This window comes from Mesorhizobium waitakense (genome assembly GCF_056431085.1).
This window is the reverse complement of the sequence record NZ_JBWKME010000117.1, coordinates 1-15,464: the sequence shown is the minus strand read 5'-3', so window position 1 is coordinate 15,464 and position 15,464 is coordinate 1. Positions and strand designations below refer to the sequence as shown.

Here is a 15,464-nt window from a genome sequence, read left to right as displayed (position 1 = left end):
GCGGGTGGACGAAAGCGAGCTATCGGCCTAGACGACATTCGCAACTCTCCCGAGTCCCCGAGAGCACTATGAGGAAGCAGCGACCCTTTGTCGTCGAGATCAAACAGAAGCGTGAGCTCGTGAAGCGGCCACAATCAATCTGGGCCGGCATCGACCTGGCCGCTATCACGAATGATATCGCGGAGGCGGAAGCGATCGCTGAAGCGCCGATTTTTCCTTGTGAAGATGTTCGCTCTCGGCCCATGGCCACCATTGATGAAGCATCCGACGCCAAGGAGGTGACCACGCCCGACGTATCGCTCCTATGCCGCCGACGTTTGGGGAAGCGAAGATTCTGGAGGCATCGAACGCACCGACTGAAGACAGACGAACTCGCAAGAAGAAGCGGTGGCAGACAGATGTTCTTCTGCGGCGAGGTGAACGATGGAAGCGGCGCCTGCCGTGGGTGCTCCGCCAAGGCCGGCCTGAAAGGGAGGTCAACTGCACCGGGATTGAAACCGCCCTTGTCGAGAACTGTCCATGACACGCCGGGAGTGCATGCAAGTAACGAAGAGGCTCGACCGTACTGTAGAAGTTGCCTGTCAAACGCTCTCGGATTCAGGTGCAAGAATGAAACCGAAAACGGGCTCAGGTTGGCCAGGCATCGGCTCTCGCAAAACGGGGAAGTTACGGCCGCTTTGGCATATACCGCAAGCGCGGCAGGTGCCATTTCGAGTGCGGCCTCAAAGTCCTCATAGGGGCCTTCTGCCATCTCAGCCCGAGGCCGGATAACCACCCGACAACCGGCGGGTGCAGAGGATGTCCATGACCTTAAAATTCATCCTAAAGGTGAATCGTTAAAGCTGTGCCTTCCAAAACGGGGATTCTTTCGAAATGTTCAGATTTTTTGGGCGGGATCCCCTTTCCGCCTCTCGGGGAATGTTCCTGTTTGCTAAGTCCATTGCGGGATTTTCCTTCTGTATCCTCGGGACCCGGGCTGCCAGCGCCCACGTCAAATGGTTCTCTGCCTATGACGTTGCCGGCCAGCCGCGCGGCCTCGAAAACGTCCTTTGTCAGGATTTCGAGCTCCTCCTGGGCGTTGCCTTGCTCTGTATCTTTTCCGGCTGCGTGGTGGAGCGGACGTCTCTAGGCGAGATGATAACCCGCTCGCTCAACCGCTTCACGGAGGGCTTGCTGCTGCATACCGAGACGATGGTCCGCGCGATCTGTGGGTTTTTCTTCATCTCGCTCTGGGCGGTCGGAGGCATCCTCTTAACCCCTGAATTGAAAACGACGTCCGCATTGGTGGGGCCTTTGCAGCTCGCCATCGCGGCCGGTCTGCTGTCACGCCGCACCACACCCCTATCCGCCGCGGGGATCGTCGTCCTGTTCGGGCTAGCCGTGCGCGATTACGGCGCGTTTCATCTGGCTGACTATCCGATCTTTCTGGGGCTTGCGGCCTATCTCGCTCTCACCGGGTTGCAAAAGAACTTATTCGGCATTCAGCCGCTCGACGTCGTGCGCTATGCGACCGCCGTCACCTTGATGTGGGCGTCGGTCGAGAAGTGGGCCTATCCCGAATGGAGCTTCCCGCTCCTGATCGAGCACCCCGGTATCACCCTTGGCTTCAACAACGAGTTCTACATGCGAGCCGCGGGCATGATCGAGTTCACGCTCGCCTTTGCCCTGGCTTGGACGCCGCTGGTCCGGCGCGTTGCGGCGGCCGTGTTGATTGAGATGTTCATCAGCGCGTGCTTCGAATTCGGCAAGCTGGATGTGATCGGGCACTCGGCCATCATCGTCGTCTTCGTCGCGATCCTTTCCGATCAGCGACCTAAGGAGACCGACACTCCCGCGGCCTGGCTCGCTCCGGTCGGATTATGTGCGGCGTTGACAGCAACGCTCTTCGCTTACTATGTCGGCCACGCGGCGATCTTCAACACTACGATTCTCTAGGTCCTCTACTTCGCCACGCGCATGCAAAGCCTTATCTTGGGATGATTATCAGGGATGTGGTATTTGCGGGGCTTTCCAGTCTTCGCGACGGGGAAAATCAGGGCAACGTCGGCGGGATAGACGTTCTGGCGTCGCGACAGACCCACCGCCCACAGCAGACCGCGCTCGCTCAAAAGCCTGACGGAAAGGCCCGCTGGAGCCGTACCCTGAATCGGCAAGCACACAGCCAAAACGCGCACCGGAGGCGATGACGCGGTCGATCTCCTCGATCGCAATCTCCGGCTTTGTCAGAGCAGTCTGTCTATCCTTCGGCACATGGGCTCGCGCCATGCGCTCAGGATCATCTGTCCAGCTCTCGGGCAAGAATAGCCGCAGGCCCACCATCACCGGCACCTCGCGCGAGGCCAGCGTTACCGAGACCAGCGATTGACAATTGGCCGTCTTCCCAAGCGACGAGGCATATTGTGGCGCGACGCCAACCGAGTGACGTCCCTTCTTGGGCAACGCCGTGTCATCGATGACAAGAAAGCCCGCCTCATCGCCAACCAGGCCATCTGCCTCCTTCAGCAGGGCAGCCTCGAGTGGAGCACTGTCCCAAACTCCGGCAGCGACGAAATGATGAAGCTGATCGTAGCCGACCTCGCCAGTGCGCGCCGCCATCGGCTGAACGCTCTTGCGATCTCCTGGACCAATCAACCCAGCGATATAGGCCGGACACATCCGTGCCCTCGTCTTGTGCCGTAGCGCCGCGACAAACGGCCCGAGCCAGCGATCCAGATCGGCTTGCCAGTCCACCTCCATTGATCGGCCCTCCATAAGCCGACCTCCCATGAATCACGCAAACCCTCTCTTGGGAATCACAAAAACTCGCCCGTTGCTAAAAAATGCCAAAGTAGTGCTAGCTCGGTTTGGTTCCAGTCGCGCACCTTTGCGCCAAAGCCGTTCTCGTCCACGGACCGCATGGTGAGCATGACATGGGCATGAGGCTTGGGGCTGCCATCCTCTGCCCTGTCCCAATGCACATTGAGATCGGCGACCATGCCCCTGCTGACAAACTCGGCTTGGGCAAAGTCGCGCGCCAACTCGATGCCCTGCGCCTGGCTCAATTCACGCGGGAGTGCGAACTCCACCTCACGGGCAAGCTGCGCATCCCTGCGCACCTCGGCATCGTCGATCTGACTGCCGATGATCGCACCACCATCTACGGCGCACTGCTCTGGATCGCCGCCAAGCTGCAGAGCCATGAAGGCGACCATGCGCGCGACCTATGGGCCGCGAAGGGAAAACAGGCGTTCAATGCGGAAACGCATGAAGAGGGAAAGGATCAGCGAACTTAGCGGCGGTTGCGCTACGCCGCGGCCTCGATGTCAAATATCTCGAACGGGACTGAAGGAAAGCAATACCTGCACTTGTTCCTGCGCCACTGGTGGAAGACCTGACGTCGGCGGAGCATTGCGAAAGCTACCTGTTCCAAGTCGCAGGCCGTCGAGCGTACAAACGTCGGAGATCACTGAACAACAAGGCTCTGATAACCCACCTTGCATGGCACCCGCCCGGTCCAGGGCAGCGCAGCGCAGACCCCGTGGCGCCCTTGCCCGGCAGACCAGAGCATTACGCAGCCAAGCCCTCAACCTTCGCCTGTGCATGAAGAAACTCCACCGCGCGCCCGGCATGTGATGCAGCGGTGAATATCGCCCGCGTGTCGTTCTTCAAGCGCCGGACCAGCCCCTTCGCTCTCCCCCCTGATCCGTTCGCGCAAGCGCCCTCAACCTCTAGCAGGGGCGAAGCCAACGGCCGAGATCACCTGAAGTCTTCCGAAAGATCGGACTGCGTTCACGAACTTCCGGCGCTCGTCCTCAGCGCAGACGTATAGCATTACATCACTTTCGCAGTCGGTGTGTCAGGCCTGTTTGTCGGGCCGAACCAGATCCGTGTGGCTTACGCCGAGGGCCAATGCAAGCTCATAGATCGTGATGATTGTTGGATTTCTTCGGCCTTTCTCCAAACCGCTGATGTACTGCTGGCTGAACCCGGAAATGTCGGCAAGCTGCTCCTGCGTCAGGTGCTGCCGTTGCCTGATCTTCTGCACATTCCGTCCGACCAACCTGCGCATATCCATGCAGGAAAGCGAGCGGATTGAGCGGTTTGAGTTTATCAACTATAATATGTAATTCACATTCAGCACCTGAATCCGCTGGCGAGGGGCTTCGCGGAGGCCATTTTTCCGGAGGTAGAATCGAGCGATGTTACAGCCTAAATCGAACACCTCGATCGCCGATGAAGCCCCCTGGTCGGAAAGCCTCACGGCTTACGACAAAGAGCATTTCACGATCTATATGCAGCTCCTGGACGCATCCGCTGACGACGCCAGCGAAGAGGAAATGGCGCATCTGATCCTCGGCATTGATCCGGCAAAGGAACCGGAGCGCGCCCGAAAGGCTCTCCGCAGTCATCTCGACCGTGTGAACTGGATTGTGACCACCGGCTACAAGGAACTGTTCGGCAGCTGACGAATTGCGCGGTGCTCGATTTTCAAAACGAACTCCCGAGCGCCCGGCCAGTGGCGGGGTAGACTGATGCAGCCATGCAGATGATGACGGGCATTTTCAGTCGACCTGGACCCGCAGTTCGCTGCTACGGCAATTTTCCCGGCGCGAAGCCTCCCCAGGCGAGCCCGTCGAGAACCTGGGGGACGTCCGCAGATGTCGGCCACGCGCTTCCGGCTGAAACAGGGTCTTTGGCCGGCGTCTGTCCGCACTGAGACTGCCGAGCTGCCCAGGGGGGCCAGACTACGTCGACATGGAGGTGGACGGACAACAAAACGCCAACGCTCGACACGACAAGCTGGACGTCCTAGTCAGTACGTATGGGCATTCTATTCGGCTTGAACACCAGCATACTGCGGTATCACGCCTGAGATAATTAGCCACGAACGTCCCAACATGCCAAGCTGAGGCGCGGCACAATGATTTCAAGCAAGTTTCCAGCATTGCCATGCGGCCCCAATCCTGCCCGAATGCCGATTGCCCAGCCAGTCTGACCGAGCAAGATGAGAGTGTAGCCGTATGACTCTTCATCCCACCAATCCGGCTTGTCGGCTGCATTCCCAAATCCATGAGCTAAGCTCGCATAGAGCACGGAGGCGTCGGTCAGGTATCACGCGGCCATCGAGTCTAAATAAAAATGTTGCGGCTTCTGAGCGTCAAAGGAATCAATCTAATTTCATATCGTATGCATACGCTGGAGGCCGCCTACTGACGCGTAGCTTGAGGCGGTAGTGTCCGCTTAGATTAAGTGGACGCTTGGCGAATGAAGTATCTGGCTATGGAACAGCCATCGACGGTGGAAGCGAGCACGTCCGCGGCTCTGCCGCTGCCGCCGGGTGCGGGCCAACAGCGGACGCGCCGCTCCTGGACGGTTGAGCAGAAGCTGGCGATCGTGCTTGAGGTGCAGGAGTCCGGTGATCCGGTGTCGGTTGTGGCGCGGCGTCACGACATGAACGCGAACCACTTGTTCATCTGGATAAAGCAAGCCCAGCAAGGGCGATTGGGCCAGTCCAAACCGCTGCCTGAGACCCCACCGGTCGCGTTCATTGACATGGGTGTTGTCGGTCCCAGCCTGCACGACGTAGAGCCGGAAGAGCCGGCTCCTGCGCGATCGCATTCTGAAGTACCAGCTACGACCAGCCAAGCGGTGTCTGCCGGTGGCCGGATGGAAATCGTCGGGGTCAACGGCCGGCGTGTGATCGTTGACCGCACTGTCGACGTAAGTGTCCTGCTGCGGATCTTGCAGGGCCTGGAAATGCTGCGATGATCCCGACACAAGGCGTGCGTGTGTGGCTTGCCACAGGCTACACCGACATGAGATGTGGCTTTCCCTCGCTGGCGCTCCGGGTGCAGGAGGTCCTCAAACATAATCCCCTTGGGGGCAACATGTTTTGCTTCAGGGGGAAGCGTGGAAATTTGCTGAAGGTCATCTGGCATGATGGCCAAGGATCATGCCTGTTCACAAAAAGGCTTGAGCGCGGCCGCTTCATCTGGCCAACAGTTGAGGGTGGAGCTGTGACAGTATCTCCAGCACAGCTGAGTTATCTATTGTCTGGGATAGACTGGCGCAACCCTCAGGAAACATGGCGTCCAACCCGGGTTGGGTAGCATTTTTTGATTGAAAATACAATGGAATGTGATTCAATCGGCACATGACTTCGAAGCCGGTTGATCTTCCCTCGGATCTTGCCAGCGCCTACGTGGCGCTGCTGGCTGAACGTGAGGCGTTGCAGGCTGAACGCGATGTGGCGGTCGCGGATGCTGCCAGCTGGCAGGCTGAAGCCGCCAACGCACAGGCCATGCTGTCCGACACCGAGGCGCGGATTGCACATCTTGAGCTGCGCATCGAGAAGCTGAAACGCGAACTGTACGGGCAGCGCTCCGAGCGCACGGCGCGGCTGATCGAGCAGTTGGAATTGGAGCTCGAAGACCTTGTCACCTCGGCGACCGAGGATGAGCTTGCCGCGCAGGTCGCCGCGGCGAAGATCCAGAAGGTCCGCCCCTTCACGCGCAAGCGACCGGTGCGCAAGCCATGGCCGGATGACATCGAACATGAGCGCATCGTCATCGAGTCACCCACCACCTGCGCCTGCTGCGGCGGATCCAGGCTGTCCAAGCTGGGCGAGGATGTGACCGAGACGCTGGAGGAGATCCCGCGCCGCTTCAAGGTCATCGAAACGGTCCGGGAGAAGTTTACGTGCCGGGATTGCGAGAAGATCACCCAGCCGCCGGCGCCGTTCCATGCCACGCCGCGCGGCTTCATCGGTCCTCAACTGCTGGCCACAATCCTGTTCGACAAGTTCGGCATGCATGCTCCACTCAACCGCCAGAGCGCGCGCTTCAAGGCCGAGGGGATCGACCTGCCGCTGTCGACGCTGGCCGATCAGGTCGGCCACGGATCCTTCGCCGTCATGCCGCTCTTCCAGCTGATCGAACGCCATGTGCTCGCAGCCGAGCGCCTTCATGGCGACGACACCACCATTCGCATCCTGGCGAAGGGCAAGTGCGCGACCGGGCGCATATGGACCTATACGCGCGATGACTGTCCCTTCGCCGGGCCTGCGCCGCCGGCGGCGATCTATTACGCCTCGAGCGACCGGCGCGGCGAGCATCCTCAGAAGCATCTGGCCGGGTTCGCCGGCATCCTTCAGTGCGACTGTTACAGTGGCTTCGAGCCGCTGTTTGACCCGCAGCGGAAGGAGCAGCCGATCACGCCGGCCTTTTGCTACGCCCATGCGCGGCGAGGATTCTTCGAATTGGCCGACATCGCGAAAAAGGCCCGGGATGGCAAGAAGGGCAAACCGATCTCGCCGATCGCCCTGGAGGCGGTCAGGCGCCTCGACGCGCTGTTCGAGATCGAGCGCGCCATCAACGGCCGCAGCGCTGACGATCGGTATGCCGTGCGGCAGGAGAAGAGCAAACCACTTCTCGACGACATGCACGCCTGGCTGCTTCGCGAGCGCGAAACCCTCTCGCGCTCTTCCGAGGTTCTGAAGCCAATCAACTACATGCTCAGGCGCTGGGTCGACTTCGCCCGCTTCATCAACGATGGCAGAATCTGCCTCAGCAACAACGCGGCCGAAAGAGCGCTGCGCGGCATTGCTCTGGGAAGGCGCAATTGGACCTTCGCCGGTTCCCAGCGCGGCGCCGACCGCGCCGCCGTCATGCTTACCCTCATCACCACGGCACGCCTCAACGACGTCGACCCGAAAGCCTGGCTCGCCGACGTCCTGGCCCGCATCGCCGATCTTCCTACCTCGCGTCTGCACGAATTACTGCCTTGGCAATGGAAGGGCCTGCACGAAGCCGACAAGCCCGCCGATCAGCAGGCCGCCTGACCTTCACGCAACGCCATCATAGAGCCCGCCACGCGCACGCGCATGTGCCAATCATGCGGCCTTCGTCGTATGCGTACTTCATATCGACCCTTTCGTCCGACAGGTCCCAGTCGAGCCTGGCCCTTGAAACCTCGGTACCACACACGCCCACTGGAGAATGCGCCAGCCGAGACAGCCGGTGTACAGGCACAGGCGGAACCAAATGACGAAATTCAGTTCTTAAAGAATTGAAGACTGTGAGGAGGCCAGCAGCGCTATGGCCTGGTTTTGGGTGCGCACGCCGAGCTTCTTCTTGGCGTTATCAAGATGGAAAGCGGCGGTGCGCGGCTTGACGCCCAAGATGCAGCCCATGTCTGAGGCAGACTTGCCGCGCGCTGCCCATTGCAGGCACTCATATTCGCGGGGTGTCAGCAAAACGCCGTCGACCATTCGATTGCCCGAGAGTTTACGGCGAACATGTATGTGAAAGTACGTCGCCATGAGTTGGAGCGCCTGCTCATGCTTCTCGGCAGCGCGCATGAACGCAGAATTGGGCTCATCCGCAGCAAAGGTCATTGCTGCAACGCCGCCCCTGCGATCGACAATCGGAATCGTCAATCCGCAACAGATGCCAAACTCTGCCGCTTCAGCAAACAGCCTTTGCTGAACCTGCGATATCCCAACGCCACGAAGATCCGGCTCCCATATAAAAGGACATCCGCCACACCGCGCACGCAAGACGATTGGATCGAGTTTATGATACCGGTTTCGCAGATAGTACGCGGTCCAGGAAGGCGGATAATTCGAGATCAGCCTGGGCTCGCCGGAAGGTTGCAGTGGCAAGGACAGATAAGCAAACGTGAGTAGATCAAGTCTCGAGGCCACGCTGGCCATTGCTTCGCGGAAATCTGTCTGATCGACACTCTCCGACAGCTGTTTCAGGAATGTCTCGAAGATAGCTGGCAGGTCTCTCGTCATTATCCTGACTCAATCCCTCCGTCTGTCTGCTGCGCGCCACCCGGTTTGTAGACTCCATCGCAAGCCGGCCCGCACAAACGTGGCCGGGCTTTGTCTGAGATGCTGTTGTATCCGCCAACACAATAATGCAAGCAAAGTCTTTCTTGGATGAAATGAAATACAATCGCGAGAAGTCATCCTGCGCCACCACTGGTCATCGGCGTCGAAAATCGTCGTCAATCCGGTGATTGCCACGTGAACGTCCGTCGGAACGAAGAAGAGGACATTGGATAGATGACGCTAATGATCCAGAACGCATCGTTACATTGTCATAGAAAGGGGCCGCTGTTCTGCGCTAAATTGAAATAACTATCATCTTAAGCCGGGCCCAACCCAAGCCGGCACTGTCCCCCGGCACTTCTGCGGCGACATCCCATTGAAGGCTCTGAAACACTTCGCGAAGTGCGAAGCCGACATGAACCCGCAGGCCATGGCAACGTCGATGATGGGCATCCGCGTGCCTTCGATCAGGCGCTTCGCATGGTCTGTGCGAATCCGGAGATAGTGACGCACCGGCGGAAGTCCGATATGGGAAGCGAACAAGCGTTCCAATTGGCGCCGCGATACTCCGGCCCTTTGCGCGACCTCGTCCATTGCCAGCGGGAACTCCACATTTTCTTCCATTATCCGCATCGCCATCAGAAGTTTGTCGCTCACCCCCGCGAATGCTAGACCTGATGGCCCCGTCTGGCGGTTCGATCCTGAGCGCTGACCTTCGACCGTTGCGTGACGGCAAACCTCCTGCGCGGTAAATCCACCCGCATGGCTAGCGATCAGATCCACTGCCAGATCGAAGGCTGCCAGTTCACCGGCGCAGGTCGAGAACTGACCATGTTTTACGAAGAGAGAGTCGCGGATACACGCCTGGTTAAACACTTCGGAAAAAGCAGCTAGCCGCGACCAGTGGATCGTGCAGCGTGTGCCCGCCAGAAGGCCGGTCTGCGCAAGCAGCCATGTCGCTGTTCCGACGGCTGACATGGGAACTCCACGGCGGGCCATCACCCGAAGAAATCCGTTAAGTTGCGGCGTGAGTTGCCGTTCTACAGGCTCGCCTGCAACGATGGCGAGTTGGCCGACTCTCCGATTCTCCGGGTTGGAGGTCAGCTCATCTATGGTGACATCAATAGAAATCGCGAGGCCATTGGCGCCCTCGACTGGCCGCGCGTCCAACCCCGCGATCCGCCAGCGAAACAGCGGCAGCCGTGATACTGTATTGGCAATGCGGAAGGGTTCAATGTAGGCGTAAAGCGCCAGATGCGAAAACCCTGGCAGCACCAGAACCACCAGATCAAATGGTCTGTCGGCCGCCGCCGAAATTTCCGGCGTCGCCAACGACTTCACGGCGCTGATATTGGCGGGCGCATTCATGCGTATGTGGCTATCGGCTTGCCGAACATGCCGAGTTCGGGCTTCACGCCGAGACCCGGCAGTTGCGGGACGGCGATATGTCCCTGCGTGATGACGACCGGGTTCTTCGCGTCGAAATGTCCTTCGATATATTCCTGCGCGATCCACGCGCCCTCAAAACGGCGCGGCTCCACAGTGGAAGCTATATGCACGCAAGCCGCCGCGATTATGTCGCCACCCCATGCGTCATCACAGCTGTGCGGGAGCGAACGAATGGCGCAAAGGTCGCGCACGGCCGTCATTTTGGTGAGGCCGCCAAGACGGGTGACCTTCAAGCCGAAGCCATCCGCGATGCCGAGGGAGATCGCCCTGAGCACAGCATTCTGATCTTCGGTATTCTCGTCCAGATACACCGGATGCGTCACCCTGCCCCTCAGCGTGGCGACCTCATCCATCGTGTTGCAAGGCTGTTCAAAAATAAATGGGATCGCCTGGCAGAGCCGATCGAGATGAATTGCGGAAGCTACAGTTAGGCCCCTGTTGGCGTCCACTGCGATGCGCGCCTCATAGCCGACCGCTTCCCAAACCTTGTGAACGGTGGCCACATCCTCTTCGACATTTCGTCCCGAGATCTTGACCTGCAGGCGTGGATAACCTGCCTTCACCTTGTCTGCGGCAATCCTGGCCGTTTCGTCGGGTGAGCCAACTATCAGAGAGTAGTAGGCCGGGACGCTATTGGTCAGCGCGCCACCCAACAGCGTTGAAACCGGTACGCCCAGCCGCTGGCCGAGGAGATCTAAAAAGGCGATGTCGAACGCTGCCTTGGCATACCCGTGTCCATTCAAGCGCTCGTCCATGCGTTTGGCGAGAAGCCTGATTGAAGCTATTTCCGAACCGATCAGGCCCGGGGCAATTTCGGCGATCGCTGCGCGGGCGCCCAATGCATGATGCGGCTGATAGACCGGTCCGACGGGACAGGTTTCACCCCAGCCGGTTAAACCGTCATCGGCAACTATCTCGAGAAGCGTGCTGTCCAGCGACTTTACGTCGACGCTCGCCATGCGGTACGTGCCACCTTTGACTGGCAGATTAGCCGTGTAAACGTTGATCCGGTCTATCCGCATGACGTCGCTCAGTAGTCTTCATTCAGTGCATCAACAGCGGGAATTTCGCGGGAGCGCCGGTCGATATAGGCGCGCAGCTCCTCATCTTTCGCAATGTCGAGCGTGGGCTCCTGATATTCGGCCAGAAGTCGCCGAGCATGCTCCAACGCCCGCTGCTTGATGTCCTTCGAGCCGTCAGCGTACCACTGCTCGACCGAGTTGTTGTCGAAGAGCTTCGGGATGAAGAAGGCCCGTTCAAAGTTTGCCTGCGTGTGCGGGTGACCGAAATAGTGCCCACCCGGCCCAACGTCGCGCACAGCAGCGAGGGCCTCGTCGAAGTCATCCCACTGTATGCCCTGCGTCATGCGGTAGCCCATTGCGCACACCTCGGCATCGACGACGAACTTGGCGATCGAGCAATGCATGCCGGCCTCGTTCCAACCTGCCGAATGCCAGATGTAGTTGGCGCCCGACATCAGCACGGCCATCATGGTCATGGCGCTTTCATAACCCGCCTGCGCATCGAACACCTTAGCACCGCCGAGCAGGTTCGAAGTGCGCCACGGCACGTTGTAGCGACGCGCCATCTGGCCGATCATGAAATTCATGAGTGAAATTTCCGGCGTTCCCGCCATCGGCGCTCCCGATTGCATCGACACCGTCGCTAAGTAATGTCCGTAGATTGCTGGGCAGCCCTTGCGTACCACCTGCGTGTAAGCGAGCGCGGAAAGCGCCTCGGCGTTCAACTGGGCGACGGCCGCGGCGGTGGAGGCGGGCGTGTTCGCACCGCCGAGAACGAAGGGCGAACACAGTACCGGCTGGTTGCGTCGGCAGAAGGCCCGCATGGCGCCGAGCATAACCTGGTCCCAGACCAGCGGCGAATTGCCATTGCAGTTTCCTGTCGTGACCGCATGCGTCTCAAGAAAGCCCTCGCCGAAAAGGATCTCGCACATGTCGAGCACATCCTCCGCGTTCTTCGGCGAAGTGGTCATGCCCATGAAGATCTTGTCGGAATGCTTCATCGACGAATAGGTGATGTGCAGGTGTCGATGCGCGACGACAAGGTCCATTGGTTCGACGATGTGGTGCGCCGATGAGTGTAACGCCGGCATCATATGCGCCAGTTTGTGGAAGGTACCGAGATCCGCGATCGTGGGGCCTCGCCTCACATCGTCCAGGTCGCGCATATACGGCGCGCCTGTCATCGGGACGAAAATCGATTTGTTTCCTCCAAGCTCGACATTCTTGGAGGGGTCACGTGCGAAATATTCGACCTTGGGTGGAATGGTCTTGATGAGCTCCATGACCAAGCCGCGGTCGAGATGAACGCGGTCATCCGCACGGACGTCGGCCCCTGCCCTCTTCCAGTCCGCAATCGCGATCGGGTCGCGGAACACCACGCCCACCTCTTCCAGAATTGCGAGTGAAGCCTCGTGAACGCGCTCGACCTGCTCAGCATCCATCGGCTCTACCACCGGCAGGCCGCGCGTGAGCGTCGGCAGCATGTCGATCTTTGGTGCCGTGCGTATGGTGCGCCGCGCTTCTCGGCCTCCTCTACGAGAAACTTGCAGTTGAGCAGTCATGCCGGCCTCCAAACAAAGTGCCGCAGTGCCGAAATCGGACCGCGAGTAACTATCGCCGGAGCCAGGGCATTTGACCTACTGCAAAAGTCTCACCCGTGCGTTGAGTAGAGCGCCGTCGCAATCATATCTTGGGTACGATCGCAGCTCAGTTGTACTTGAGCGCATCGGCCGACCCAAGCGATAGCACAGTGAACACCCGGTCGCGGTAATCAGATCAGTTGCTTCTCGCCTGCAGGTCGGCGAGTTTGCAGCCCGGTCTCGCCCCGGAGGTGCGCGCAACCTATCAATCGTCACAAGGCAGATCAGCGAGAACCGAACGGACAGACTGACCGCAGGCCGCAATCGGCCGGGGCCTGCTCTCTTACGAAAGAGGAAGAGGCAATTTTCTGGTGCGCCCCCCGTCGATGACATAGACCTGACCGGTCACGAAGGCACTTTCGTCCGAGGCAAGCCAGACAGCCAGATTCCCGACATCTTTCGGCTCGCCCAAGCGCCCCACCGGATGCATGGCGAGCAACTCGCTACGAACACGAGAGCTGTCGACCATGCTGTTGATGTATATTTCGCTGAGGTCAGAATTGATCCAGCCGGGCGCAATGGCATTGCACCGGACGCCTTCGTGCCCATGGTCGACTGCGACCGCTGCTGTGAAGCCATGGATGCCTGCTTTCGAGGCGGAATATGCAGTGTGCCCCGGATTGGACGCCAGCCCTTCGATCGAGCCGATATTGACGATGCTTGCACTGCCGCGCATCCGAAGGTGCGGCATTGCCGCCTTTATCAGTAAGAACGGAGCCTTTAGATTGATGTCCATCATCTGGTCCCAGTCCGCTTCGGTCATCCCCTCGATCGTTTTCTCGAACATGATCCCGGCGTTGTTGACCACGATGTCAAGGCCCCCCAGCCGTTCGACAACCGTCTCGACGGCCGCTTTAATCTGCTCAGAACTTAACAGGTCTGCCTTCACGTAGATGGTGCGATCGCCAAGGATCCCGTCAGACGGTGATGTCCTCTGGACAATTGCGACCTTTGCCCCTTCCTCCACGAAGCGCTGCACGATCCCGGCGCCAATGCCCCGTCCACCGCCGGTTATGATGGCAATCTTCCCTGCAAGCCTGTCACACATGGGGCGTTCTCAATAAACCGGCTTCGCGTTCACTTCAATCACCGTACCGGATCGGTCAAGACAAGCCTGGCCGGTGTCCCGTGACAACTTCTCGGACCGCGTCCGCAATGAACTGTCCGGAGATGATTGCCCAATATCGGCCGCTATCACAGTAGTTGTCTTCTCGATATCGGTCATCGCCCACACCCTTTTTTGCTGAGACAAAGGTACGACCATGTTGCCTGAACGGCGGCCGAAGACCAGTGAGGTTCGCTCTGAAAAAGTCTCATCTAGCTATTGAGTTTAAGCCGGCCGCCTGAGGTACCCGGGGCCCTTCACCAGGAAACATCGGAGATTGATTGTAAGCCGCCTCAGTCGTAATGGACATGACATGCAATCCTCATGGTATCGCCGCGAACGGTTTCGAGCATCATCGTGGCGACCACCTGCAACGCAGTTGATCACCTCCCTCTACAAACCGAGTTACCGGGGTTCTCCGCCCCCTTGCCTTGGCGGTCGTGCCGCGTGATCATCAAAATGGTAGGAGATTGAGATGGTTCGCCGATATTACGACTTGCCCTCCCTGACTGCATTGGCGGTTTTTGAGGCGTCTGCGCGGCACCTGTCATTCAAACTGGCGGCTGCGGAACTGAACGTTACGCCTGGCGCCGTCAGCCGGCAGATCAAAGCGATCGAGGACGAGCTAGGTGTGCCACTATTTACCCGGCTTGCAACCGGGGTGGCTCTGACAAGTGCTGGCGAAGAGCTCTACAGCGTGTTGGCCAGCGGCTTTTCGCGAGCGGCGGACATCGTCCGAAATGTGAAGCGCGGCGACCGCTCGAAGTACGTCACTCTCGCGTGCTCCGATGCCTTCGCCTCGATGTGGTTGATACCACGAATGCCGGATTTCTGGACGCGGTATCAGGACATTGCTGTTGACCACCTGATTTCGGACAACCCTCGAGACTATCGCCGTGCCGAAGTCGAACTGCGCATCCGCTACGGGTTCGGATCGTGGTCGAATGAACATGCCGAGCTCCTTTTCGACGAAACCATCTACCCGGTATGTGGGCCCGGGTTTGCAAGCGCACATCGTGACGCAACGGCGGACTCTTTAGCCGACCTGCCCTTGCTGCATGTTGACTGGGTGGATCCGGACTGGACTGGCTGGGACGAGGTCTTACGACGCGCCGGGGTGCCGCACGGGTCGACTCGCGGTCGGCGTTTCGGCAAGTTCTTTGTCGCGCTTCAGGCCGCTCAGGCCGACCAGGGCGTTGCCGTGGGCTGGCACAGCCTTGTGAAGGCACAGATTGATGAAGGGAAACTGGTCAGACTGACGGATCTCGAGCTCCCAGCACTAGGCGGCTACTATCTCACCTGGAATGAGAATCGCGTGCTTTCCCCTGCCGCAGAAAGCCTGCGCAGCTGGATCCGGGAGATAGCGGCGCAAGAACGAGGGAACTAGGATCAGGACCCATTAAATTGCTTGCGGAGGTGGCGATCGCTTGATT

At 59.2% G+C, this 15,464-nt stretch carries 12 protein-coding genes and 3 pseudogenes; 7 read left to right on the top strand and 8 right to left on the bottom strand.

What is annotated here, in order from left to right; all coding sequences use genetic code 11:
• The first annotated feature begins 918 nt into the window (after positions 1 to 918).
• Complete coding sequence (locus tag AC07FD_RS25165; protein ID WP_478352049.1) at positions 919 to 1,935, top strand: hypothetical protein; 1,017 nt, start codon at positions 919 to 921, stop codon at positions 1,933 to 1,935.
• 47 nt (positions 1,936 to 1,982) lie between these two features.
• On the opposite strand, the pseudogene AC07FD_RS25160 reads toward AC07FD_RS25165, so the two are convergent.
• A pseudogene (locus AC07FD_RS25160) lies at positions 1,983 to 2,773 on the bottom strand (IS701 family transposase); the annotation flags it as partial.
• A gap of 49 nt (positions 2,774 to 2,822) precedes the next feature.
• A pseudogene (locus AC07FD_RS25155) lies at positions 2,823 to 3,101 on the bottom strand (MobA/MobL family protein); the annotation flags it as partial.
• On the opposite strand from AC07FD_RS25155, the pseudogene AC07FD_RS25150 reads away from it, so the two are divergent.
• Positions 3,099 to 3,272, top strand: a pseudogene (locus AC07FD_RS25150) (conjugal transfer protein TraD); the annotation flags it as partial. The pseudogenes AC07FD_RS25155 and AC07FD_RS25150 sit on opposite strands and share 3 nt — an antisense overlap.
• A gap of 563 nt (positions 3,273 to 3,835) precedes the next feature.
• Here AC07FD_RS25150 and AC07FD_RS25145 read toward each other — a convergent pair.
• Positions 3,836 to 4,054, bottom strand: a complete 219-nt coding sequence (locus tag AC07FD_RS25145; protein WP_378924681.1) for a helix-turn-helix transcriptional regulator — start codon at positions 4,052 to 4,054, stop codon at positions 3,836 to 3,838.
• A 124-nt stretch (positions 4,055 to 4,178) separates the two neighbouring features.
• Here AC07FD_RS25145 and AC07FD_RS25140 point away from each other — a divergent pair, with 124 nt between their 5' ends.
• From AC07FD_RS25140 to tnpC, 4 genes are all read left to right on the top strand, one after another.
• Entirely contained in the window at positions 4,179 to 4,445 is a 267-nt protein-coding gene (locus AC07FD_RS25140) for a hypothetical protein (RefSeq protein ID WP_478352034.1), read from the top strand.
• Positions 4,446 to 5,244: 799 nt separating this feature from the next.
• On the top strand, positions 5,245 to 5,748 hold the full coding sequence (gene tnpA, locus AC07FD_RS25135; RefSeq protein WP_378976454.1) for an IS66-like element accessory protein TnpA: 504 nt from the start codon (positions 5,245 to 5,247) through the stop codon (positions 5,746 to 5,748).
• The gene (tnpB, locus tag AC07FD_RS25130; RefSeq protein WP_378976456.1) at positions 5,745 to 6,089 is read left to right on the top strand and encodes an IS66 family insertion sequence element accessory protein TnpB; all 345 of its coding nucleotides are present in this window, start codon (positions 5,745 to 5,747) and stop codon (positions 6,087 to 6,089) included. Before tnpA ends, tnpB begins: the two co-directional genes overlap by 4 nt.
• Positions 6,090 to 6,133: 44 nt before the next feature.
• A complete protein-coding gene (gene tnpC, locus AC07FD_RS25125) occupies positions 6,134 to 7,819 on the top strand; it encodes an IS66 family transposase (protein ID WP_478352033.1) in 1,686 nt (561 codons plus the stop codon).
• 219 nt (positions 7,820 to 8,038) lie between these two features.
• Here the strand turns inward: tnpC and AC07FD_RS25120 are convergent, their stop codons facing one another.
• The 5 genes from AC07FD_RS25120 to AC07FD_RS25100 form a co-directional block, all read right to left on the bottom strand.
• Positions 8,039 to 8,764 (bottom strand): LuxR family transcriptional regulator, encoded by a 726-nt coding sequence (locus tag AC07FD_RS25120; protein ID WP_478352048.1) that lies wholly within the window; start codon positions 8,762 to 8,764, stop codon positions 8,039 to 8,041.
• A gap of 363 nt (positions 8,765 to 9,127) precedes the next feature.
• On the bottom strand, positions 9,128 to 10,183 hold the full coding sequence (locus tag AC07FD_RS25115) for a GlxA family transcriptional regulator (protein WP_478352032.1): 1,056 nt from the start codon (positions 10,181 to 10,183) through the stop codon (positions 9,128 to 9,130).
• Complete coding sequence (locus tag AC07FD_RS25110; RefSeq protein ID WP_478352031.1) at positions 10,180 to 11,223, bottom strand: mandelate racemase/muconate lactonizing enzyme family protein; 1,044 nt, start codon at positions 11,221 to 11,223, stop codon at positions 10,180 to 10,182. Before AC07FD_RS25110 ends, AC07FD_RS25115 begins: the two co-directional genes overlap by 4 nt.
• A gap of 71 nt (positions 11,224 to 11,294) precedes the next feature.
• Entirely contained in the window at positions 11,295 to 12,848 is a 1,554-nt protein-coding gene (locus AC07FD_RS25105) for a trimethylamine methyltransferase family protein (RefSeq protein WP_478352030.1), read from the bottom strand.
• Between the two features lie 361 nt (positions 12,849 to 13,209).
• Positions 13,210 to 13,974, bottom strand: coding sequence for an SDR family NAD(P)-dependent oxidoreductase (locus AC07FD_RS25100; protein ID WP_478352029.1), 765 nt, complete (start codon positions 13,972 to 13,974; stop codon positions 13,210 to 13,212).
• A 532-nt stretch (positions 13,975 to 14,506) separates the two neighbouring features.
• On the opposite strand from AC07FD_RS25100, the gene AC07FD_RS25095 reads away from it, so the two are divergent.
• Complete coding sequence (locus AC07FD_RS25095) at positions 14,507 to 15,418, top strand: LysR substrate-binding domain-containing protein (RefSeq protein WP_478352028.1); 912 nt, start codon at positions 14,507 to 14,509, stop codon at positions 15,416 to 15,418.
• The last annotated feature ends 46 nt before the right edge of the window (positions 15,419 to 15,464 follow it).